Origin of the sequence: Arthrobacter sp. YAF16 (assembly GCF_052113385.1) — a bacterium.
Lineage (GTDB): Bacteria > Actinomycetota > Actinomycetes > Actinomycetales > Micrococcaceae > Arthrobacter.
The window spans coordinates 723,125-745,857 of sequence record NZ_JBFRDC010000001.1 but is presented as its reverse complement, the minus strand read 5'-3'; the positions used below and the strand labels follow the sequence as shown (position 1 = coordinate 745,857).

Below are 22,733 nucleotides of genomic sequence, written 5' to 3'. Positions count from 1 at the left end.
TATGGGGGGCATGAGCACTGTGCCCGCTGCCGGAAACGTTGAAATCTTCAAGGCCAGGACCAACAAGTGGTTCGCCTGGCTGGCCTGGACCGTGGCGGTCGTCGGCCTGGTGGTCACGGTCGCCTCCGCCGGCCCCGCGGCACTCCCCACCACCGCGCCGCTGCTGCTGATCGCGCTGCTGGGCTGGCAGTTCTTCTGGATGCCCGCCGTCGTAGTGCACGACGGCGGCGTCACCCTGGAGAACCCGTTCCGCTCGGTCCTGGTGCCGTGGGCGGCCCTGGTGCACGTGGACACCCGCTACGCCCTGACGCTGGTGACGGCACAGAAGGGCTACGCCGCCTGGGCGGCGCCGGCCCCGGGCATCTGGGGCGGACGCAATGCCCGCCCCGAGGACCTGCAGGGCCTGCCGGACACCAGCTACGGCCCGGGGAAGTCGGTGCGGCCGGGCGACCTCAAATCCACCGACTCCGGCCAGGCCGCCCGCCTGGTGCGCACGCGCTGGCGGGACCTGGTGGAAAGCGGCGCCCTCGCCGCAGGCGACGCCGACACGGCTGTGACCGTCACGCCGCGCTGGGCGGCCATCGGCGGCGTCGTGCTGCTGCTGGCGGCCAGCTACTGGGCGGTTGCCGCCCGGTAGCTGGCCGCTGCCGGCGGCGTGGCTGCAGCGCATCTAGTGGTCCTTGGGTCCATCAAATGCGGTGACCGGAGCGGCCTCCGGAACCCGGCTGCCCGTTTCCCGCGCCTTCTTAGCGTTGAACTTCTTCTGCCGCGGGTCGAACGCGTCGCGCAGCCCGTCGCCGATGAAGTTGATGCTCAGGCAGATCAGCACGATGAACAGGCCGGGGAACCAGAACAGCCAGGGACGGGTGGCGAACGCCTGCTGGTTCTGCGAGATGAGCAGGCCCAGCGAGGTATCCGGAGCCTTGACGCCGACGCCGAGGAAGCTCAGCGCCGTCTCGGTGAGGATCGCGGCGGACATGGTCAGCGTGACATTCACGATCAGCACGCCGACGGCGTTGGGCAGGATGTGCTTGAAAATGATCCGCGCGTTGCTGGCGCCGGAGATCCTGGCCGCGTCGACAAATTCACGCTCCCGCAGTGTCAGGAATTCGCCGCGCATCAGGCGGGCCAGGCTCACCCAGCTGATCAGGCCAAGGAAGATGCCCAGGGCCAGGACGCCGTTGGTGCTGGCGAAGGCGGCGAACCAGCTTCCCGAGTCCCGCCGTCCGGCCATCTGCGCCATCACGGCGGCGAGCAGCAGCGCCGGAACGATGATGATCACGTCGGTCAGCCGCATCAGGATTGCTTCGGCCCAGCCGCGGAAGTAGCCCGAGACCGCTCCGACGACGACGCCGATCAGCCCCGCGATGATGCCGATGACGAACATGACCGTGATGGACTGCTGCGCCCCGCGCATGGTCATGGCGAACAGGTCGCGGCCGATCCGGTCCTGGCCGAACGGGTGCTCGCCCCAGGCCAGCGGCCAGAGCGAGGAGGTCGGCGCGCCGTCGTTGACCAGCGGCGAAACCTGCTCGTGGTTGTACTTCCACCAGCCGGGGATGCCCCAGTACCCGACCGAGGTGAAGGCGACGATGAAGATGAGCGCAAAAACCACCAGGCCGATGATGGCACCGGAGTGGCCGAGGAAGCGCTTGCGGACAATCTGGCCCTGGCTCAGGCCCTTCGCTTCGAGGACGGGCTCGATGCCGGCCGCCGGCGTGGGCTGCAATGCGGCTTCTTCGGCCATTATTTCGTCTTGCTGGCTTGGCTGGCTCATGCTTTTACCCTTACGCGCGGATCAAGTGCGGAGTAGGCGAGGTCCGCGATGAGGTTGAACACCATGGCAGTGATGGCTACACACAGGAAGACACCCATGACCGGGTTGGGGTCAACGTGCGAGATGCCGTCCAGGAAGAGGAAGCCCATGCCGCGAACGGAGAAGACCGATTCGGTGATGACGGCGCCGCCGATCAGGCCGCCAATGTCGAAGGCCACGATGGTGGCGATCGGGATCAGCGCATTGCGGAAGGCGTGGCGCATCACCACGGTCCGTTCCGACAGGCCCTTGGCCCGGGCGGTCCGGATGTAGTCCATGTTCATGATCTCCAGCATCGAAGCCCGGGTGAACCGGGTGTAACTGGCGAGGGAGATCAGGATCAGCGCCATCGTCGGCAGGATCAGGTGGGTGAAGGAGTCCAGGCCCAGGACCCAGAAGTCGCCTTCGATGTTGGGGGTGGTCGCCCCGATGGTCGCGATGGGGCGGCCACGCACTCGGCTGTTGTTGAAGTACGTGGGCCACGCCTGCATGAAACGGTCCAGCAGGATCATGAATCCCACCAGGAACGACGTGATGGCGGCCGCGCGCATCGACTGCCCCCGGTCGTAGCCGCCGACCAGGTAACCGATGCCCAAGCCGACCAGGACGGCGGCGATGGCCAGCAGCACGATCATGACGAAGGTGGCCTGGTCCAGCAGGGGCTGGACCAGGAAGTACAGGACCACGCCGACGCCGACGGCGATCAGTGCGGATTGCAGGGCCTTGCGGTTTTTCAGGCCGGCGGTGAGCAGGGTGACGGCGAAGGCGATGCCGACGCCGGCAATGGCGATCAGCACCGGGCCCAGGCCCGGGGCCTTGAACCATTCGGTGGCGGAGAAGTAGATGAGGATGGCCGTGACGAAGAGGAAAACGACGCCGCCGGAAAGCACCCTGCGCTTCAGCTCGCCGCCTATCGCCACCGCGATCAGCGCACCGAAGGCGATGCCGATGGCGACGGCGGTCGGTATCGGGATCTCCGGGTTCCTCAGGAAGTTGTTGAAGCCGATGGCGCCGAATTCCTTGAGCAGGACGGCGACCCAGAAGATTGGGAGGGAGAAGAACAGGAAGGCCATGAAGGTCACGCCGTAATCCAGCGCGCTGTACTGGCGCAGGGCGGTGATGATGCCCAGGGTGATGCCGACCAGGATGGCCAGCACCGTGGCACCGGTGACCAGGGTCAGGGTCTGGATGAGGGCATGGCCCAAGGCGTCGGTGACGGGCTGGCCCACGATGTTCTTGCCCAGGTCACAGGAGTTGGCGAAGGGCACGAGGCACTGGGCGGCGCCGCCGAGCCACTTGAAGTAGCGCAGCGGCGGCGGGACGTCCAGCTGCAGGAGTTCGGTGCGGGCGTCCATCAGTTGCTGCTTGTTGGCCGCGCTGATGGCGCGGTATTCCTCGAGGGGGTCACCTGACGCCGCTGTCAGGAGATACACCAGGAAGGATGCGCCGAGAAGAATGAGGGCGGCAGTCATGAGCCGCCGGACTATGTAGGTCACCATGGGGAATAGAACCTCGGTATTCGGGCCCAGGGATCGCCCGGACCGGTCTCAGAGTTAGGCCGGATGCCCCGGACGATGCGGCCGCGCCAGTTCATCGCCGGGGTCGCTAGAAAGGCGTCGGGACCGTAAAGCCGTGGTCCCGACGCCTTTAGCTAGCAAGTGTCACTTGAGGCTGCGGGCTACTTCTGCGCCCACTCCCAGAAGTTCCACCAGACACCGGTCTGGTTCGGCATGTACTTCACGCCGGTGACGCGGTCGCTGTATGCGTCCACGCCGACGGACTGGAACAGCGGCAGGCCGTAGCTGGAAGCCCAGATCTTCTTGTCGATCTGCTGGACCAGGTCATCCTGCTTGGCCTTGTCGGTGGTGACGATCAGTTCGTCCATCAGCTTGTCGGCGTCGGGATCGGTGAACTTGTTGAAGTTCGAGCCGTTTCCGGACTTGAAGATCTGCGGGACGCCGGAGACGCCGACACCCGAGTTGCTCCAGCCAAAGATGGTGGCATCGTAGCTGCCGTTGCCGAGGGCCGCGCCCCAGTCCGACTTGCCGAGGCCGCCGTCGACGACCTTGAAGCCTGCCTTGGCGGCGGACTCGCGGATCAGGGAGAAGGAGTCCACCCGGTTGGGGTTGTCCTTGTTGTACATGATGCGGACCGTGGGGGTGGCGCCGTTCAGCAGCTTCTTCGCACCTTCGATGTCAACATCCTGGTAGGCGGAGGAGCCGTTGTCCTTGACGGAGTCGGCGTACTTGGCCTGGTCCGGGACGAAGAGCTGGGAATCCAGCGGAGCGGACTTGTCATCGAGCTTCTTGACGATCTTGTCGACGATGTCCTTGCGCGGAACCGTCTTCATGAAGGCTTCGCGGACATTCTTGTCGGCGAACGGGCCGCTGTAGTTCAGGTCGAGGTGGTCGTAGGCCAGCTGGTGGCCCACCTCCACCGTGACGCCCTGGCTTTCGAGGGCCTTGAGCTGCTCCACCGTGTCGGCGGAAGCCTGCGGGGCGATGATGTCGGCCTCGCCGTTCTTCAGCGCCTGGACCTGGGCCGGGGCTTCGCCGATGTAGCGGACGGTGATTTCATCCAGCTTGGGCTCCGGGCCCCAGTTGTAGTCCTTGTTCCTGACCATGGTCAGGGACTGGTCCTGGTTGACGGCCTTGACGACGAAGGGGCCGTTGGAGAGGTAGAGGCTCGGGTCGGCCGGCAGCGTCTTGGTGTCGAAGCCGGTGTTCCACATGTCGGCCATGGCCTTGAGCTGCTTGTTCGCGGGCTTGGGGTTCTTAGCGTCGCCGCGCGGCATGCCCTTGACCAGGTCAACGAAGGCCTTGGCGTCCGCCAGGCCGGCCTTCTTCGCAAGGACGTGGGCCGGAATGTCGATGCCGGGGCCGCCGAGGGCGATTTCCCAGTCAGCGAAGGGCTTGGAGTACTTGAGGGTCATCGAGCGGTTGTCGTCGCCGAGTTCCGGGAAATCGGTCAGCGCCAGGCCGGTCGGATCTCCCGCGTAGTCGAAGTACGAGGTGCCCTTCTTGCCATCCGCGTCAGCATCGTTGTAGTAGCCGGAGAATGCTGCCCACTGAAGCACCAGGTCGGCTGCCGTGACGGGAGTGCCGTCAGACCACTTGACGCCGTCGTTGATGGTGTACTTCACGGTGAGCGGGTTGTCTGAGACCTTTTCCATCTTGCCGAACTTTTCGTTGCGTACAACGTTCAGCTTGTTATCGACGTAGAAGAACCCGGAGTGGGTGGCGTAGCTGATCTTGGAGTTGATATCAGTGTTGCCTTCAGCGGTGTTGGGGTTGAACGTATTGAACGCGTTCACCTCTACGACCGTTGCCGATCCGCCTGTCTTGGCTGCTGCCGCGGCCGACGACGGGGTTGTCCCGCCGCTGTTGCCTGCGCAAGCGCTGAGTGCGAGTGCTGCTGCTGCCGCGACCCCCACTGCTTTGGAAATACGACCGAATCGCATTCCGCCTCCTTGTTTCTGTGGTGTGGATGAGACCGGCGCCGTAGGCACCAGACAGACGTCCACACTCCCCCAGCGGCAGTGTGGCGCGTCTCACATGGGATGAAGCGTAAACCCATGACAGGGCAGAAGGGCACGAAAGTTGACCGCGGGTATAGTTCGTTATCGAGCTGCAACAATTGGCGGCACCGTTAACTGAATTTTGTCGAAATTCATTGACGGATGCGGCACCCCAAGATAAAAGCCGATTGCTGCAAAAAGCCCGGATTCATGCAAATCGGGGCTTTACGAGTTAATCTTCCATTACTGGCCCCGACGGGGCCCAACCTGCGAAGTTGCACTCCGCCACGTCTTCGTTGGCAGCGCGACCGCCCGATCGCCATGTACTTTCCGCTGCTCCGACGCTAATGGTTCTGGCCGATTGCCAAGGTGCCGGAATTACAGGCCAGTTGAAGTCCGCCGCCGACCGGGTCGAGCCTGCAGTTCTGGTCCTTTACCCGCGGCCAGCCGGCGAGCTCGGGCGCGCTGCGGCTCCACCGGTAGTGGGTGTCGTCGTGCCGCACGTAGATGTCGACTGCCTCGCCGTCGAACTGATCCTGGGTGATGAGCACCGACTGGCCGTCAGCGGCTTCAAGCCTCACATAGTCAGCAGACATCCCAGCCGTGAGGAAGGCGAAGAACAACAAGAGCGCAAGGTAGGGCACCGCAGCGGCCGCAGCCAGACCTGCGGTCCACGCGGCTGCCAGCCGTAGCTTGCGGCGGCAGATCCTTCTGATGAGGGGCGGCACCAAAAGGCTCGCCGCGGCGACCGCCGCCATTAGCGCAATAGCCCGGAGCCCTGCGCCAATACATTCGGCCGGCACAGCGAAGAAGAGAAGTAGATGCGAACCGGCGGCAACCCTGGCGGCCTCAGACACTGCACTTCCGCCCCACCCGACCAGCGCTGCCGCCACCAGGACCGCAGCGCCCCAGCCCTCGCGTCGGCTCAGGGGTCCACATCCCACCTCTACACTCTGTCGGCTTCGAGGACGAAGAAGATGAAGGACAGGAACGCTGTCTTCTCGCCAGTGAGGATGCGCGGGGGGAGGAGTTCGTGCGGTGTATCTGGAGACGGGGCTGGTTCGCTTACGGCGGCTACACGGTATCCGGCCGAGATGAAGGCGTTGATCATCGCGTGAAGGGGCCGGTGCCAGAAGGTCAGGACCGCAGGCTCGCCGTCGAACTCGTAGTCCTCCGAGTACTCCCGGACGGCGAAGTAGTCCTCGGTTGGCTGGGTGACCACGCTGACCGTGGGGTGGTTGACCGACAGGATCAGGCGGCCGCCCGGCTTGAGCACGCGCCGTAGTTCGGCAAGCGGTGCCGACCAGTCCTCAAGGTAGTGCAGGACCAGGGACGCGACGACGTCGTCGAAGGAGTCATCGGCGAAAGGGAGCGGCCTGCTGAGGTCGGCCAGGTGGAGGTCTGCGCTCTCTCCCAGTCGCTGTCGTGCCAATTCGAGCATGGCAGGACTGGAATCGAAGCCGGTCACGACCGCGCCCTTGGCGCTCAGTGCCGCGGACAGGGGCCCGGAGCCGCACCCGGCGTCGAGAATCCGGCGGCCGGCCACCTCGCCGGCGAGGCCTAGCATCGCCGGCCGCTCGTAGTAGGCGTTGAGGAGGCTGGACTCGTTCTCCGCCGAGTAGCTCTCAGCGAAACTGTCGTAGTGGTCGGCTCGCACGGATCCCCGCTCTCAGGTTGACGCTGATGGTCAGGTCGGTCGGCCCGATCCTACAACTTTTCAGGGGTCCTGTGCGGGGCATCGCAGGACTTCACAAATGCTGATCACCCATCACCCAAACTTCTTCCATCGTCCTTCGGAAACCACCTCGACGGAGCCGTCGACGACCTTGATGGCTGTCTGTTCATCGATGGCGTAGGCAGGAACATCTATGTCGGCGGCCCACCGCTCTGCGTGGGCCAGGGTGTTGCCCGGGAAAGCGTCCAGATGAGGAAAGATCGAAAAATCCACCACCCCCAGAGTCTGATCATCCGGAGCGGACGGCCACTCGACGAAGTAATCCCCGATCCGGGGCGTCATCACCATGCTTCCGGCACTTACCCCCACCCACACCGTGTCGGGAAGTGAGGGCAGCAGCTCGGCCAGCCCGGACTCCCGCATCCAATGGGACAGGTACGTCGCGTCGCCGCCGTCGACCAGGAGCACGTCGGCCGCCCGAAGCCAAGGGACCCACCGATCCGCGCCGATGGTAGGCAGCGCGGTCAGCTCGAGAACACCGAGCGACGCCCAGCCAAGGCCGGACAAGTGACGGTGGTTTGGGTCGGCGGCCAGTAGGCCCCGTACAGATGCCGGTCCGCACATGGGGTGACCCCACTGCGCCGTCGGGACGACCAGGGCGTGGCATTGGGCGACCGGTTTGTTGAGAAGCTGCACGAGCGCCGAGTGGATGCTCGGGTTCGTCACGCCGCCTGACGTCAGCAAGAGTTTCACACGTGCCCCCAAAGTTCGCGCGCGGATGGTGGATGTGCCTGAACGCGGGAAACGGGCTGGAACCCACCGGCCGATTCGGCCCGCCCGTCTGGCGCTCGGCCCTTCAATAGGTACACACCCAGCAAATCTTTGTCCATGGTCCGGCATGGACGCAGACACCACTCAGGTGGTGGACGCGCGACCCGGTCCGGTTCACACCGCCGTCGAGCGGGTGGCTAGGCTGGGTGGATGGCGACAGTTATCCTCGTGCGGCACGGCCGCACCACAGCCAATGCCACTGGACTGCTGGCCGGCCGGGCAGCCGGCGTCAGCCTGGACCAGACCGGGCGGGAGCAAGCGGCTCTGACCGGAGACCGGCTCGCGACCGTACCCTTGGTCGGGGTGGTGTCGAGCCCCCTTGAGCGTTGCCGGCAGACCGCCCAGCTCATCCTCGATCGCCAGGCGGGCGCGCCGTACGCGCCGGTCGATCTCGATCTCACCGAGTGCGATTACGGCCAGTGGCAGGGCCGCACGCTCAGTGATCTCGCGGCCGAGGATTTGTGGCCGGTTGTGCAGTCGCAACCGTCCGCCGTCGTCTTTCCCGGCGGTGAATCCATGGCCGCGATGCAGGCTCGGTCGGTGGCAGCGGTTCGACGCCACGACGCAGCTTTTGAAGCCGAGTACGGGCCAGGGCCCGTGTGGGTGGCGGTGAGTCACGGTGACATCATCAAGTCAATCCTCGCCGACGCGCTCGGCATGCACCTTGACCTGTTCCAGCGTATTAACGTGGGCCCCGCGTCCGTATCGATCGTCCGCTACGGCGCCAGTCGGCCGAGCGTCTACGCGACCAACACCGACGCGGGTGATCTGTCGTGGCTGTCGAACGGCATCCATTCTGGCGATGCGCCGGTGGGCGGCGGTGCAGGGCAACCGGCGCCATGACACTCATGTGCCTAAAATACTGACATGCCTTCACGTGTTCACGAGTTTGCCTGGCCCGATCGGGTCATCGTCGGCACCATCGGCGTTCCAGGGGCGCGCACGTTCTACCTACAGGTGCGCGCAGGGAAGCAGCTCGTGAGTGTTGCCATGGAAAAGCAGCAGGCAGCTCTGCTCGCGGAGAAGGTCGACGAAATTCTCGACCAGCTCATCACCGTCGAGGGCAACCCGTTCAGCGTTCCCACGGGTACTCCCCTTGAACTTGTCGACAATGACCAGCTCGAGGCCGTTCAGGAGCAGTTTCGCACCGGCGCCATGACCTTAGGGTGGGATCCAACCACGGCTCAGGTCGTCATAGAGGCCTATCCCGTCACCGATGCCGATGCCGATGCCGATGAGAACGACGAATCGCTTGACGAGGACGGCGCTAACGAGCCCGAAATGCTGCTGGTGCGAATGCCGGTCGGCACCGCCCGCGCATTCGCCAAGCGCACCCGCGAGATCGTGGGCGCCGGGCGTCCGACGTGCCCGCTCTGCGGTTACCCCATGGACGCCGACGGGCACATCTGCACCCTTCCCGAGGTCTGATGCCAGCGCCCGACCTAGTGAACACCGAGCTGACCCTCACCGGCCGCATCACGACGGCATCAAACACTACGTTTCTGGGCAGCATCGGCGACGTGATGGTCGTCTATAAGCCAATAGCCGGCGAAAGCCCGCTGTGGGACTTTCCCCACGGCACCCTGGCTCACCGGGAGGTGGCCGCCTACCTGGTCTCGCAGGCCTTCGGCTGGGACGTCGTGCCGCGCACCTGGCTGCGCGATGGTCCGATGGGCGAAGGAATGGTGCAGCTCTGGCAGGAGCAAGACCACGCCCAAAGCGCCGTCGACCTGGTCGCGACGGACCGCGTGCCGGAGACTGGGTGGAAACACGTCCTTGAGGGACGGGATGAGAACGGACGGATGGTCGCCCTCATTCACGAAGACTCGCCCGCGCTCAGACGCATGGCGGTGTTCGACATCATCGTCAACAACGCAGACCGCAAAGGCGACCACATTCTTGCCATGACGGACGGACACCGGCACGGCGTGGACCATGGGCTCACCTTCCACCCGGCCCACAAACTGCGCACGGTGCTGTGGGGATGGCTGGGAGACGCTCTGACCTCCGAGGAACGCGACGGCATCGATCGCGTCAGCGAGGGATTGAACGGCGGGCTGGGCCGAAACCTGGCGGACTTGCTCAGTGCCGAAGAAATCGCAGCGCTCGCCGCGCGCTGCGCCCGGTTGCGCTTGGCAGGGCGGTTTCCGGCTCCGCGCGGTGAGATGCCGGCGGTGCCCTGGCCGCTGTTCTAAGGAACGACGGCGACGGCTTCGCCGGCTGTGCCGCGTTGAGTCGTCCCTCTGCGGACGCGCCCGCAGAGCGGATCCAACGCCAGGCAAGGTCGGCGCCTTGACCACTTCACTCGTAGATGGTCGGGATAGCCGGACCGCCGGCCTGCAGCCGGTCCACGACCCGGGGCAACTCCGCCATGGAGGCCGCGTGCCGGTCCCGCGCCCGACCCACCGCGCCCGGCCCGGTCCACCCGGGCAGGAGCTCGCCGCCTCTCATGAACTGCTGCAGGAGCGGCCGGCCGTTCTTGCCATCGGCCGGCGGATGCTCCACGCCGAGGACCTCATGGGTGGCGGTGCCGCGGCCATCCAGGCGGCGCACCGCGAACTTGCGGCCGCCCACGTTGATCTTGTCCTTCGAGGTCTTCGCGACGGCGACGAGCCCGCCTGAGTCGCCGGCGCGGCTTACCAACTTGTAGACCATGCCGGCGGTGGGCGCCCCGGAACCCGTCACCAGCGACGTGCCGATCCCGTAGGAATCGGCCGGCGCTGACCCTAGCGCGGCGACGGAAAACTCGTCCAGGTCCGAGGTCACCACGATTTTGGTGTGCACGTTGCCCAGGCTGTCCAGGAGTTCGCGGACCCAGCGCGCCTGGGCCACGAGGTCTCCGGAGTCCAGCCGGATGGCCCCGACCTTGTCTCCGGCAAGGTCGACGGCGGTGCGGACAGCCGCTTCGACGTCGTACGTGTCCACGAGCAGTGTGGTGCCCGCCCCCAGCGAGGCAAGTTGCGCCGCGAAGGCGTCGCGCTCGGAGTCGTGGACCAGCGTGAAGGAGTGTGCCGCGGTGCCGACGGTCCGGAGGCCGTAGCGCCGGCCGGCGGCCAGGTTGGACGTGCCGGAAAAGCCGGCGATCACGGCCGCGCGGGCCGCCGCCGCGGCCGCTTCCTCGTGCGTACGGCGGGAACCCATCTCAATACAGGGCCTGCCGCCGGCGGCACTGGTCATTCGGGAGGCGGCCGAGGCGATGGCACTGTCGTGGTTCAGCACCGACAGGACGTAGGTCTCCAGGACGCAGGCCTCGGCGAAGGTCGATTCCACGATCAAGATTGGGGAATGCGGAAAGTAAGCCTCGCCCTCCGGATATCCCCAGATGTCACCGGAGAACCGGAATGCGGACAGGTGTTCCAGCGTGTCTTGATTAACCACCCCGGAACCGGCCAGGAAATCGAGGTCGTCCTGGCTAAAGCGAAAGTCCGCGATGCCTTCAAGGAGCCGGCCGGTGCCAGCCACGATCCCGTACCGGCGCCCGGCCGGGAGTCCGCGGGCAAAGGCCTGGAAGACGGACCGGCGGTGTGCGGCCCCGGAGTAGAGCGCCGCCTGGTACATGGTCAGCTCATAGTGATCGGTAAACAGTGAGGTCCGGGATCCGTCCGGTGCGGCAGATGTGCCCATGACTCACTCTAGGGCGGGGCCGTGCGGAAAGGGAGGCCGCTGGCCGCTGGTACCGGCTGGCGTGCTGTACCGTCTCCGGGCCGCACTTAGCCAGTGCGTGGAGCTTGCCGGATCCGAGACGGCCCACGAACTGCTCACGCTCGTCAGCGCCGAACTGGAACGCCGCGAAAGCCCGGAGCATCCGCACCCGCTGTTCCCACCACGGTGAGGGACCAAAGACCCCACGCCCCCTCGGCGGGCTGGCTGCTGGCGCACCGCAAGGACCTTCGCCCCTACTCAGGGAACTCATACAAGCGATTAATGAGGGCTAGAGCGTGCGCTACAGAGGAGAGGGATCATGGGAACATGCGATGTTTGCGGTAGCCCCGACGGAAGGACGTTCACCGTCTCCATGGGAAACCAGAGTGGAACTTTCGACAGCTTCGAATGCGCCATACAAATGATGGCTCCGGCGTGCGAACACTGCGGCTGCCGGATCATCGGACATCCGGTGGAGAGCGAATCGGGCGTGTACTGCTGCCTCCACTGTGCCAAGGAAGCAGGAAACCCGCACAAGCCCGCCAAGGAACAACCTTCCGGCCTCGCCGTTCCGGTCCAAGACCCGTCCTCCCCCCGCTGAGTGCTTCCGCGGTGAACCGCCACCTCGGACTGGGCGGTTCACCGCGGAGATGGGGTGAGCGCGGTGGGAGATAGGGGCCGCTGTGGGCGAACCACGCGTCGACCATGTCGGATTACGTGGGCCAGGGAAAGTGCGTGGCCGGGCACTAAATAGGGGAAGCCCCACCAGCAATGCTGAAGGGGCTTCGACTGTTTTGATTCCGTTATGACGAACATCATCTCCCGAACTTGCGGGAATCCTAGCGCTTCCTGCCTCGTCACCGGCAGACCACGGAGGATTAGATCCACCATGCGTTCAAGGGTTCCCCTGTTGTTCGTTCCCGTCCTTCTTTCGAAGAACGTATTAACAGTGATACGCCTAGTTTTTCGATGGCGCAAGAGCCAATGCTCCCCGCGTCGGCGGGGCTTTTTCCGAGCGGTGTCGGTGGATCAAGGTGACTGTAGGAGACTGCAGCTTGGATCCAGGGCCACAGCACCGCCGCAGAGGCCAGTTCCTGACGCCCGAACTGAACCTGAATCGAAAAGCCATCCGCCACGGGATCCGATAGCAACGCTAGGCTGTCATCGTGTTTGCCAGCTCGTGCTTCTCCGGGGTGACTTCCACCAGCAGGTTTGGCCTGACATTGTTGTCGAACCATGCATCGTGCTGCGCGGCCTCCTCCCAAATTTCCACGACAGTCATTCCGCCTACGCTCTCATAGGCGTAATGGGCGTTGAATCCTGGCGTGGCCATGAGCTTGTCCCTGAGAGCGGCGGCGATGCCTTCGTACTGTTCCCGGGTCAGGCCGGGCACAAGGTTTTGGACCAGAACAGTCATGGCGGACTCCTTTATAACCGAACGGCCAGCCGGGCGGACGGAACCCGCGGACAGGGCCGGCACAGCCGAAGCCTACGCCGGTAACGGCGGCCGCGACATAGCTGGGTGCTACCCCGTGGGGCTGGGACGGACCCCAAGACGGGGCGTTTGCGTGGCGAGCCTCGACACGTTGGATTCGTCCCGGGAACACGCGCCCGGCCGGGGGCCAGTCGGCGATGTGTACGTTGGGTTGGCCGCGTCCGGCCCTGTTAAGGTTGGCGCTCCGGCCGGGCACTCAGTGCCGTGTCTCGTACCTAGTGAGGACCACACCGCCCGGAAAGGTCCGGGTCTCCACCAAGCTCAGGTTCACCCAGTTGTCCAGGGCTGTGAAGAACGGCGTGCCGCCGCCCAACAGCACCGGATGGGTGACGATCGCGTACTCGTCGATCAGTCCGGCCCGCATGGCTGCCGCGGCGAGCGTGGCACCGCCGATGTCCATGGAGGCGCCGTCGTCCGCCTTGAGCCGGGTGATCTCCGTGACCGCGTCGCCGGTGACCAGGCGGGTGTTGCCGTCGACCGTGCGGGTCGTCGAGGAGAACACCACCTTTGGCATGTCCCGCCAGCGGCGGGCGAACTCGATCTGCGCCGGTGTGGCGCCAGGCTGCTGGTCGGCAGTCGGCCAGTGGGAGCTCATCCTCTCCCACAGTTTGCGCCCGTACAGCGCCAGCCCGGTCGCCGCCACCCGGTCGGACCACCATTGGAACAGCTCGTCGCTCGGTGCGCTCCAGCCGAGGTCATCGCCGGGGGCAGCGATGTAGCCGTCCAGGCTCAGGTTCATACCGAAGGTCAATTTGCGCATGGCGTCAGTCTCCCGTGAGGGGGTATTCCTTGTACAGAGTTGAACAGACCCGGAACGCCGACGCGTGGCTAACCGTTCATATAGATCGCCGGTCAAGCGGGCCGCAGAAGTTCACTGCATCGCCGAGGCTTCGCCGTCACAAACGGGACAGCAGGTGATGGACGCTATGTGTGTGAAGTCCCGCCAGCCAGCATGGCCAGCGGGACCTTTCAAGTTAGCTCTCGCCGCACCCTGCTTGACAGAAAGAGAAACTAAGCAAGCTTATCATCCTGACGCTTCTCCACCTGCTGGTAGGCAGAGGCCCGGCGGCGGTCATCCTCCGGCTACCCTGAGTCATGACCGACCACCCAAAGACCTGGCACGACGGGCACAAAGCCACCCTCACTAGAGGGCAGCGCGCCGCAGACATCATGCGAAACGGAATGGGAAGTTGGCCATTCGTGGGCGGCTTCATCACTTTCATGCTCATCTGGGCCGCCATAAACACCTGGGCCCTGGCCACCAACTCCTGGGATCCGTACCCCTACATCCTTCTCAACCTCCTGCTCTCGATGCTGGCCGGACTCCAAGGGGCCATCCTGTTGATCGCCGCCAAAAGGCAGGATGCCATCGCCGCCGCCATGGCTCAACACGACTACGACACCAATGTAAAGACCAAGGAAGAGATTGAGCTGCTTATGGCAATCAACAGCCAACAGTTGGAGATTCTCAAGGAGCTGAAGGAACTGGCGACCATTGAACGCCATGGCGTCATCGATCCTGCCGGCATCTGACCTGCACCCGGTGCCCGGACTAGGCCAGGCCAGTAGGCCCTCCTGGGCCCCCGGCTCCTTCTCCTGGGAAGCGCTGAGGCGGTGCAGTCAGCGCTGCAAGCCACCTGTAGGGTCGGAGCATGATCCAGACTGTCGCAGCGCCAATCTTGTCGTCCTATCACTGGCTTGGCATCCCGATCGCCGTCGCCGGAGCGATTCTGCTGGCCCTGGGCACCCTCTTCCAGCACAAAGCCGTAGACGAGCAGGCGCCCGCACCGGGGCGCGGCGCCGGGAGCATGGGAGGGGGCCGGCTGCAGGCCCTCCTGGGCAAACCGGCGTGGCTCGCCGGCACAGCCATGCTGGGAGCAGCAATACTCCTGCAGCTCACAAGTCTGAGATTCTCACCCCTGATCGTTGTGCAGCCCATCGGCGCAGTCGCCCTTGTGGTCACGGCCCTGGCGACCGCCAAAATGACCCGGAGGCCGCCGGGCCGCCGAGCGCTCACATCCGTGGCCCTGTGTATTGCCGGTGTCGGGGTGTTTGTTGCAGTCGCTGCAGTTTCCGCGCGCGACGTTGCAATCACCGACCGGCAACTCATCACAATTCTGATACTGCTCGGCGCTGTCCTCGCCGCGCTCGGCACGGGTTTCGGCCTTTGGCGCCACAGCTGGAGCGCCGTCGTGTTCACCGCCGGAGCCGGGACACTCTTCGGGTTCGTCGCGGCGCTGGCTAAAACCGTCATTGCCCGACTCTTCCAGGGCGACTTCGAATGGCTATCCTTGACCTGTCTGGCAGGGCTCATCATCGCAGCCCTGTTCGGGACGTTTTTGGTCCAAAACGCCCACACCCGAGGGACACCCGAACTCGTCGTCGCGGGCCTGACAGTAATTGATCCGCTCGTCGCCGTCACCATAGGCATTACCGTCCTCGGGGAGGCTGACACAGCCCCGGCAGAAGCATTCATCGCATTCCTTCTCGCCGGCGCAACAGCCGTCGCCGGAGTCGTCCTGCTGGCCACCGTCAAAAAGGCACCGGTCAGCACTACGGCCGCATAGTCCGTAGCACAGCAGCCTCCTCCGTCCTGACCGCGACAGCGGCCCCTACGGCCGCATCCGTCTCCCCCGCAGCTCTGCCCCGACCAGTGCGCGACAGCCAACACTAGCCACCGCTGTACTCTTCAATTCGCCGCGCAATATGGCAACCGCGGAAGGCGTCACCGCCATGGTCGCGATTGACGTCTGCATACCTAGACAGACCTTATTCCGTGAGACGCGTCGACCCGGCCCTTTTGCGCGTGCGAAGAAGCTCTGGCGGTCGTGGCACCATGCAGGGCTATTTCCGCAAAAGCGGCCGCCAGGAACATGTGTTCTTGGCGGTCATCGCAAAAGGGCTCAGGGACTACACGTTGAAGCGGAACTCCCCCACGTTCCGTCACGGAATAAACTTTGCTCCACCACGATGGACCCGAAGACGAGTTCGCGGCCGATCCAGAGCACCCGCGCACTCCCGGACCTGCTCGAGAGGACCTCATGAAGTTGCGCGCGGCACTCCGGAAGGTTCAGCGCCTGGACGGACCGGACATCACCGGCGGGTTCCTCACCCTCGTTGAAGAGGAACGTCGTCGTCGCAGGACGGCGCGGAAAATCCACATCTCCGGGCCCGCCCGGGCACGTCGACGCCCGCCCCGCACCGGACCCGGCACCGACCCCGCACCGAAGTGAGCGCGGTCGGTGACCTGTGCTGCGCTGACAGAAAAGACACGGGCCACGACCTCGTTTTCGCCACCTCCACCCGGACGTAGCCGCCGACTGACCTGCAACCGGGAAGGATCCTGTGACGCCCTCGAATCAGACCAGGCCGGGCACAGTCCCGTGTCCCGGTTCAACGGCAAGGAGAGCGCCCATGCCGGGCGCCGGCTCTGAATCCCGGGACTCGAGCCAGGAGTCCAGCTCCTCAGCGGACACCGGACTGGACATGAAGAAGCCCTGGGCGAGGTCGCACCCATAGTCACTGAGCGCCCGGTAGGCCCGTTCGTCTTCAACGCCCTCCGCCGTCATTTCAAAGCCCAAGCTGTGGGCCAAGTCGATGGTCGAGACCACCAAAGCGGTAGCGCGGGCATCATCCATCATCGAAAGAACAAAGGACTTGTCGAGCTTGAGCTCATCGATGGGAAGCTCCCGCAGGTAGGACAGCGAACTGTACCCCTTTCCAAAGTCGTCGACGGCGATCCTGACCCCCATCTCCCGCAGGGCCGCCAGCACAGCACAGGCACGCTCACGGTCAGCAACCAGCACGTCCTCCGTGATCTCCACGACCAGCACAGAAGGAGATAACCCCCGGGCGGCGGCCATGGCGGCAACCTGTTCTGGCAGCCGCGCGTCCATAATCGACCCCGCGGACAAATTAACCGCAACAGAAATCAACCGTCCCTGCCTCGTCCACCGAGCCGCCTGATCCAAGGCCTTGACCAGCACCACGCCCGTCAGGGCCCGCATGAGACCGGCCTCCTCAAAGCGATTGAGGAAAGCATCGGGCTGCAATAACCCCAGGCTCGGGTGGGTCCAGCGAACGAGCGCTTCTACGCCGCGGACCTCGCCCGTCCCCAGCTCAAGCTTCGGCTGGAAATGCAGAACAAGCTGATCTTCGGCCAGGGCTGCATTCAATGCCTGCACGCTGTGGAAGTGCGTGTGACCAGAGGCGCCCACTGTCTCCATGTAGAGAGCGTGGCCGCTGCGGTTGGACTTCGCCGAGTACATAGCCATGTCCGCTTTGCGCAATAGCAAACTCAGGTCCCGGCCTTGCTCCGGAAAACACGAAATGCCAATGCTGGCGTTGACCTGCACCGTGACCCCGCCCAAGTCATAAGCGCTCCCCAAAACCTCCCGAAGCTTCAGGGCCACCGCCTCCGCTTCCTTCGGCGAACAGTCGGCGACATGAACGACAAACTCATCCCCGCCCATCCGGGTCAATAGATCGGCATCACGGAGGTTTCCGGACAATCGTGCGGCGACCTGCCTGAGGAGCTCATCCCCCACATCGTGGCCCAACCCGTCGTTGATCTCCTTGAACTTATCCAAATCCAGTAACAGGACTGCGCTGGCCCGGCGGGCGTCGGCCAGCCGTAGCGGCAGATCAGCGTACAGGGCGCGCCTGTTCGGAAGACCGGTGAGCTCGTCAGTCCTGGCCTGCCGGTTGGCATCAGCCAGCCGGATCCTCTGCCGAAACACCAACGGCAACACGGCCAACGCCAATGTAAGTCCCGCCAGCACAACCGCCAGCAGCATCACGCGTTGTTGGGTGGCCAGGATTAGGACACCAAGTCCTGCAACCGTTGCTAGTGCCGGGACGGCCTGAACCGGGATATCAGGACGCCTTGCCCGGGCCGACGACTGCCCGGCATCTTCCTGAACTACCGCCCAACAACCGATCAAGGCAGTCCCCAGCGCCCACGCCGTATCCAGCGGAGTTCCCACGACATAAAGATCGTGGAGTTCCAGCAGGGCATACACGATGTCCGCCCCGGTAAACGTGAGCAATCCAGCCACCAGCAGGACCCACCCACGTCCCAACCCGCCGCCAGGGGTGGCTGCGATTCCCATGACCGTAGCGATCAACAACAGATCCAGCAGAGGATAGGCGGCGCCAACCGCTGCCGCCACCGAATGCGACCCCCCAAAAGCAGACCCAAAAACCGGCCCCATGACCACGGTCAGAGCTGCTGCAGCCCCAAGGCCTCCCACAACACTGTCCAGGACGACAGGCCAGGTCATGTCACGCAGCCGCCCCCTGACGACCACCAGCAACGCCGCGAGCATCAGGATGTAGAAGCCGATATAGCCAATATCCGCGGGCGAAGGCAGGGGAACATTTCCGCCGCCGGCCGACTGCACAGCATAGTAGGTGTCGCCCGCGGCCTGGCACGACACGGCAGCTGCCACCAAAGCGATGTCCGGTCTGCGGGAGCGCGCTCGTCCGACCACAAGCCAACAGACAACCGCAGGCAGCCAAACCGTCAGGAGCGACAAGAATCCATCGACAAGGGGACTGAAAGCATCCGAATCACGGCACAAGACGCCGACCGCATACAGGACCGCGGCAGCGATCATGCCACCGGAACACACCCAGATAAAACGCCTCCACGAGTGGACTCCGGCGCCCGCCACATCCTGTCCCGCCATCAGCCCTCACCCCAGCAACGGGCCACTGGAGCGATCCGCAGAGCAACGCCGCGCTTGGCTTTCGAAAAGTCACCAATTAGGGCAAAGACGTCGACAACATTGCAGATCATGATGCTCCTCCGCGGAAACCTTCCGCTTCATACTCAGCTATCGACCTACAAACGCGCCCGGTAACGATATCCCGCCCATAAGGAAGTCCCCGAAGCTCTGGTACTGGAGTCGACCCAGCTGCAACGAACCTCAGTCGAATCCGGGAGGGATAAGGGGGTCCAATCTTTCGGGGCCGGAGCCGGTTGCCTCAGGATGCAAAGTCCGGGCGACATCATTTCGCCTTGGCAACCGGTGGCAAAACGCGCATGGCCGCTAAGAACACAAGTTCTTGGCGGCCATCGCAAAACTTCTCAGAGGATCAGGAACTACACGTTGCAACGGAACTCCACCACGTTCCGTCACCAAACAACCTGTTGTAGAACAGGGGGTACGCTGACGAACATACTGGCCGCCCGTCACGAGATCCGGATTTTCGACGGCTGCTGCGACACCATGGTCCGCCGGCTGATTGAGGACCGATGTTCCCTAGCGTCTCAGCGAGCGGCCAATCTGGCTGATGGCGGCATCATAGGCCACATCCCAGATCCAGCCAGCCGCCGGTGCACCGGCCAGCTCCAGTGACACCAGCCCGTGGACTTGGCCCCACACGACGGCGACCATCGAGGCGATCTCGTCATCCGCTGCTCGGGGCAGCGCTGCGGCAACCGCGGTGAACAGCGGCGCGATCGACGGCTCAGCGGCACCCGGCGTCGGCCGGCACGGCACCTGGCCGGCCAGTGAGCCGCCGAACATCAGGCCGTAGAGGATCGGATGCTCCAGTGCCCAAGTTCGGTAAGCCCGGCCCAATGCTTCGAGGCCGCCAGCGGCGGCCTCTTGTTGGGAGGCAGCAAAGGAAGCGAAGCCATCGTCGAGCACCGCAGTCAACAGTTCCGCCTTGCCCCCGAAGAGCGAATACACCGCCGTCGTCGACGTCCCAGCAGTAGCGGCAATACTGCGCAGCGATAAGGAAGCGGCGCCGTCGCGGGCGATGAGGGAGGCTGCGGTGTCGAGCAGCCTGCGACGCAGGGTCTCATCGTGGACTATGGGTCTTGCCATAGGACAAGTATTGCATAACACTGTTCTGTAACAGCGTTATGAATAGGAGAAGCAATGTCGGAACAAGTGCACGCAGGACGTTTCACTGCCGATCCCGGAGGCGGCCCGGTGACAATCTTCCTGATTGGGATGCGCGCCAACCGGTGGTGGAAATTCGGGAAAGTGGCACGGGTGGGGGCGGCCATGCCCAGGATGCTTGCCCACCTGGCCAAGACGCCGGAGGCAGGGTTGTTGGGCTACCAGCAATGGTTCGGGCGCACGACCATCATGGTCAGCTACTGGAGGAGCCCGGAGCATCTGCAGCGGTTCGCCGCCGACCGGTCGGCGCCGCACCTTGAGCCCTGGCGCCGATTCATGCGCGAATCCGCCGGTACTGGCGACATCGGTGTATGGCACGAAACCTACGAGACGATGCCCGGTGGCAGGGAAAGCGTGTATAGCGATATGCCGGTCTTCGGGCTGGCAGCGGCTACCGGTCACGTACCAATGGGAGCGGGACTGAACACCGCACGCCAGCGTATGGAGGCAGACGAGGTAAGTTGGCGTCTGTCCGAATGAGCCGTCTTTATTGCAGTTCTCACTGTGAAAGGTCCCCGGCCAATAGTAAAGGCAGAGCCCGCTCATTGGAGTCATCGCCGCGATTCTCCGCCGCGGTGCAGCGGCGTCCGGCATCCGCAGCACGTCCATGGCAGCCAGCAAACTTCACCACCGTGCGAACGGGCCGCGGCACTCCCGAAACAAATCCAAAGGTCCTACGAGGAGAAGAAACTAAATGCCGACTTTCAACAGCCCCGAAACAAGACCCGCTGTCGCCCATTTCGAAACACCGCGCCTTCACGCCCGCCCATTCCATCCGGCAGATGCAGAAGCCTTTGCCGCCTATCGCGCCCAGCCCCAGGTCGAGCGGTACCAAAGCTGGAGCAATTACACCCTTGAACAAGGTCGCACCCTCATCAACTCGATGCAAAACATCCAGCCCGGCACACCGGGAGAGTGGTACCAGTTCGCCCTCGAAAGACGTGCCGACGGCATTCTCATCGGCGATGTTGCATTAAAGGTGAACGACACTGAAAAGAGCGAGGCGGAATTGGGATTTACGCTAGCGCCCGAGCACCAGGGGCACGGGTATGGCCGTGAGGCGGTTCTGGGGCTCCTCGGCTACGCCTTCGAGCAGTTGCATCTCCACCGCATACTAGCTGTCACCGACGCGCTCAACGATTCTGCGGCCCGGCTTCTTGACAGGGTAGGAATGCGGAGGGAAGCCCACTTCCACGAAAACGTCTTTTTCAAAGGTACGTGGGGAAGTGAGTTCGTCTTCGGAATACTGGACCGGGAGTGGACTGCAGGTACACGGAGCGTACCGGATCTGCCTCCGACGGAATCGGACCATAAGGAAACGACCGAGATGGCCCCCTCCCCGGTCGGCATCAAGGGGTTAGCTGTGAAATGACTCGTGAGCGCTGGTAAGGGAAAAACCCGCATCGCCTCGCGTTGGAGTCGCAGGTCATTGGGTAACCGAGGAAAAAGCCCGAAATTTCCTATGCACCCGGACTCCGCCCGAAGGTCCTTGACGCTACGACTATCAATTCTGTTACAAGAAATGCCGCCCTCGTACGTTTTCACGGAGGGCGGCATTTCTACTGATTCAGGCGAAGAATCTACACATTGAATCTAAATTCAACCACGTTCCGTCACGGAATTACCTTTCATTCAACTGGAGAATGGCGGGCCTTGACCGCAACACCCCTGGCCGCCCTACACAATGTCTCGAAGCTTGTCGGGTTGAGCGGCTTATTCACCGCTGGTTGCGAGATTCGGCCAATGGTTAGAACGTTTCTGACCAATGGATACTTTTGTACCGTCAGAAGTAGGCAGAAAGCGTCGCCAGAATAAGGGGGCCCCCGACGAGAAGGGCTAGAATCCATCCCGCGCGGCGGCGTCGCGCGCTGTCCACGAGGGATCGCAGCCTGGTGAATTCGTACAGCAGCAACGCGGGATCCACCACGTCCGGCGGACTCCGGTGCCACGTTCCGGGACTTATGGCTGCAGCTGTAATCGCCGCTGTCTGCCGGGGCGTGAGAACGTTCGGGCGGTCGCTGAGCCACCGCAGGAGCCGCCGGTCCGTGACCACAGCAACGTCGGAGGGCCTCTCCCTGACAGTCATGCTCTTCGGGGCAACGACGACCACGACGCCGGTGACCGCAACTGTGGCATTCACTCCGCGGGTGAGAAGTTTCGCCGCCCTGGCGGCTTCGTGGCTGGCGTTGTAGAGATGGCGCTGTTTCTTCCCGGACACCATCAACGTCCGGCCTGCAACCCAAACGGATTGCCCGGTGTGGTTCTTGGTATTGAGAGTGAATACGCCGCCCGGACCTATCAGCACGTGATCAATGTCGGAGGCACCGGCGCCCACCGGCACGGCGTGCAGGACCGTCCACTCTGGACCTAGGCGTTCAAGGATCTGCCCGACTGCGATTTCCCCTAGAGCACCCTTGTACCAAGGGTAATTGTCCGGAGTTAGCGGGTCGGCGCCGAAAACACGACCCAAAAACGACCGCGGAGGTAGACCCTTCCGATCGGCCAGCAGCTTCTCCATCACGGCATGTCCAGCGACACGCTGACTCACGACTCGCCTGATGTCGTCATCGCTCCCCGACCCAAATCGCTGCGATGCAAAGTCAGACGACATAGGACTCCCCCATCCCACCTACAGTGAGGCCAGTCGGCCCAGATGCAACGAACCCTAGTCGACCCCGGGAAAGATAAGGGCTTCCAAGAACAATAATGCGTCAAACTTTCGGGGCGCGTGACTCAGCACAGCAAAAGTGAGACCGTTGGCCCAGCGCTGGCTCCGTTCCGCCATCTTCGGACGTGATCTGGGAATTCCGTTCAAATCAAGAGACCGACCCGGACGCTCTCGG

General features: G+C 63.9%; 22 protein-coding genes. 10 read left to right on the top strand and 12 right to left on the bottom strand.

Going from position 1 to position 22,733, the window contains the following annotated elements:
* Positions 1-10: 10 nt before the first annotated feature.
* Positions 11-637: a PH domain-containing protein gene (locus AB4Y91_RS03570; protein ID WP_441417156.1), complete on the top strand. Its 627-nt coding sequence runs from the start codon at positions 11-13 to the stop codon at positions 635-637.
* Positions 638-670: 33 nt separating this feature from the next.
* Here the strand turns inward: AB4Y91_RS03570 and AB4Y91_RS03565 are convergent, their stop codons facing one another.
* The 6 genes from AB4Y91_RS03565 to AB4Y91_RS03540 form a co-directional block, all read right to left on the bottom strand.
* On the bottom strand, positions 671-1,777 hold the full coding sequence (locus AB4Y91_RS03565) for an ABC transporter permease (protein WP_441417155.1): 1,107 nt from the start codon (positions 1,775-1,777) through the stop codon (positions 671-673).
* Positions 1,774-3,315 (bottom strand): ABC transporter permease, encoded by a 1,542-nt coding sequence (locus AB4Y91_RS03560; protein WP_441417154.1) that lies wholly within the window; start codon positions 3,313-3,315, stop codon positions 1,774-1,776. Before AB4Y91_RS03560 ends, AB4Y91_RS03565 begins: the two co-directional genes overlap by 4 nt.
* 179 nt (positions 3,316-3,494) lie before the next feature.
* Positions 3,495-5,276, bottom strand: coding sequence for an ABC transporter family substrate-binding protein (locus AB4Y91_RS03555; RefSeq protein ID WP_441417153.1), 1,782 nt, complete (start codon positions 5,274-5,276; stop codon positions 3,495-3,497).
* Positions 5,277-5,677: 401 nt separating this feature from the next.
* Positions 5,678-6,190: a hypothetical protein gene (locus tag AB4Y91_RS03550; RefSeq protein ID WP_441417152.1), complete on the bottom strand. Its 513-nt coding sequence runs from the start codon at positions 6,188-6,190 to the stop codon at positions 5,678-5,680.
* Between the two features lie 89 nt (positions 6,191-6,279).
* A complete protein-coding gene (locus AB4Y91_RS03545; protein WP_441417151.1) occupies positions 6,280-6,990 on the bottom strand; it encodes a class I SAM-dependent methyltransferase in 711 nt (236 codons plus the stop codon).
* Positions 6,991-7,101: 111 nt separating this feature from the next.
* Positions 7,102-7,761: a Type 1 glutamine amidotransferase-like domain-containing protein gene (locus AB4Y91_RS03540; RefSeq protein WP_441417150.1), complete on the bottom strand. Its 660-nt coding sequence runs from the start codon at positions 7,759-7,761 to the stop codon at positions 7,102-7,104.
* A gap of 228 nt (positions 7,762-7,989) precedes the next feature.
* Between AB4Y91_RS03540 and AB4Y91_RS03535 the strand changes: the two genes are divergently transcribed.
* The 3 genes from AB4Y91_RS03535 to AB4Y91_RS03525 are packed head-to-tail and all read left to right on the top strand — an operon-like array spanning position 7,990 to position 10,034.
* A complete protein-coding gene (locus AB4Y91_RS03535; RefSeq protein ID WP_441417149.1) occupies positions 7,990-8,682 on the top strand; it encodes a histidine phosphatase family protein in 693 nt (230 codons plus the stop codon).
* Between the two features lie 24 nt (positions 8,683-8,706).
* Positions 8,707-9,267 carry a DUF3090 domain-containing protein gene (locus tag AB4Y91_RS03530; protein ID WP_441417148.1) on the top strand — a complete coding sequence of 187 codons (561 nt, stop codon included), beginning with the start codon at positions 8,707-8,709 and terminating at the stop codon, positions 9,265-9,267.
* Positions 9,267-10,034, top strand: a complete 768-nt coding sequence (locus tag AB4Y91_RS03525; RefSeq protein ID WP_441417147.1) for an SCO1664 family protein — start codon at positions 9,267-9,269, stop codon at positions 10,032-10,034. Before AB4Y91_RS03530 ends, AB4Y91_RS03525 begins: the two co-directional genes overlap by 1 nt.
* A gap of 106 nt (positions 10,035-10,140) precedes the next feature.
* Here AB4Y91_RS03525 and AB4Y91_RS03520 read toward each other — a convergent pair whose 3' ends face one another.
* Entirely contained in the window at positions 10,141-11,463 is a 1,323-nt protein-coding gene (locus AB4Y91_RS03520) for a nicotinate phosphoribosyltransferase (protein WP_441417146.1), read from the bottom strand.
* Here AB4Y91_RS03520 and AB4Y91_RS03515 point away from each other — a divergent pair.
* Positions 11,462-11,671, top strand: coding sequence for a hypothetical protein (locus AB4Y91_RS03515; protein ID WP_441417145.1), 210 nt, complete (start codon positions 11,462-11,464; stop codon positions 11,669-11,671). The genes AB4Y91_RS03520 and AB4Y91_RS03515 overlap by 2 nt on opposite strands.
* Before the next feature lie 963 nt (positions 11,672-12,634).
* Here the strand turns inward: AB4Y91_RS03515 and AB4Y91_RS03510 are convergent.
* Positions 12,635-12,898, bottom strand: a complete 264-nt coding sequence (locus AB4Y91_RS03510; RefSeq protein WP_441417144.1) for a hypothetical protein — start codon at positions 12,896-12,898, stop codon at positions 12,635-12,637.
* A gap of 274 nt (positions 12,899-13,172) precedes the next feature.
* On the bottom strand, positions 13,173-13,736 hold the full coding sequence (locus AB4Y91_RS03505) for a dihydrofolate reductase family protein (RefSeq protein ID WP_441417143.1): 564 nt from the start codon (positions 13,734-13,736) through the stop codon (positions 13,173-13,175).
* A 335-nt stretch (positions 13,737-14,071) separates the two neighbouring features.
* On the opposite strand from AB4Y91_RS03505, the gene AB4Y91_RS03500 reads away from it, so the two are divergent.
* The 3 genes from AB4Y91_RS03500 to AB4Y91_RS03490 all read left to right on the top strand — a co-directional run bounded on the left by AB4Y91_RS03500 (position 14,072) and on the right by AB4Y91_RS03490 (position 16,209).
* Positions 14,072-14,509 carry a DUF1003 domain-containing protein gene (locus AB4Y91_RS03500; RefSeq protein ID WP_441417142.1) on the top strand — a complete coding sequence of 146 codons (438 nt, stop codon included), beginning with the start codon at positions 14,072-14,074 and terminating at the stop codon, positions 14,507-14,509.
* Positions 14,510-14,628: 119 nt separating this feature from the next.
* Positions 14,629-15,543, top strand: coding sequence for a DMT family transporter (locus tag AB4Y91_RS03495; protein WP_441417141.1), 915 nt, complete (start codon positions 14,629-14,631; stop codon positions 15,541-15,543).
* A 474-nt stretch (positions 15,544-16,017) separates the two neighbouring features.
* Positions 16,018-16,209: a hypothetical protein gene (locus AB4Y91_RS03490; protein ID WP_441417140.1), complete on the top strand. Its 192-nt coding sequence runs from the start codon at positions 16,018-16,020 to the stop codon at positions 16,207-16,209.
* Between the two features lie 126 nt (positions 16,210-16,335).
* On the opposite strand, the gene AB4Y91_RS03485 is transcribed toward AB4Y91_RS03490, so the two are convergent.
* Positions 16,336-18,426: a putative bifunctional diguanylate cyclase/phosphodiesterase gene (locus AB4Y91_RS03485; RefSeq protein WP_441417139.1), complete on the bottom strand. Its 2,091-nt coding sequence runs from the start codon at positions 18,424-18,426 to the stop codon at positions 16,336-16,338.
* A gap of 816 nt (positions 18,427-19,242) precedes the next feature.
* Positions 19,243-19,812 carry a TetR-like C-terminal domain-containing protein gene (locus tag AB4Y91_RS03480; protein WP_441417138.1) on the bottom strand — a complete coding sequence of 190 codons (570 nt, stop codon included), beginning with the start codon at positions 19,810-19,812 and terminating at the stop codon, positions 19,243-19,245.
* Between the two features lie 54 nt (positions 19,813-19,866).
* Between AB4Y91_RS03480 and AB4Y91_RS03475 the strand changes: the two genes are divergently transcribed.
* Positions 19,867-20,370 carry a DUF4188 domain-containing protein gene (locus tag AB4Y91_RS03475; RefSeq protein WP_441417137.1) on the top strand — a complete coding sequence of 168 codons (504 nt, stop codon included), beginning with the start codon at positions 19,867-19,869 and terminating at the stop codon, positions 20,368-20,370.
* Positions 20,371-20,584: 214 nt separating this feature from the next.
* Entirely contained in the window at positions 20,585-21,262 is a 678-nt protein-coding gene (locus tag AB4Y91_RS03470) for a GNAT family N-acetyltransferase (RefSeq protein WP_441417136.1), read from the top strand.
* 411 nt (positions 21,263-21,673) lie between these two features.
* Here AB4Y91_RS03470 and AB4Y91_RS03465 read toward each other — a convergent pair whose 3' ends face one another.
* Positions 21,674-22,408, bottom strand: a complete 735-nt coding sequence (locus AB4Y91_RS03465; protein WP_441417839.1) for a nuclease-related domain-containing protein — start codon at positions 22,406-22,408, stop codon at positions 21,674-21,676.
* Between the last annotated feature and the right edge of the window lie 325 nt (positions 22,409-22,733).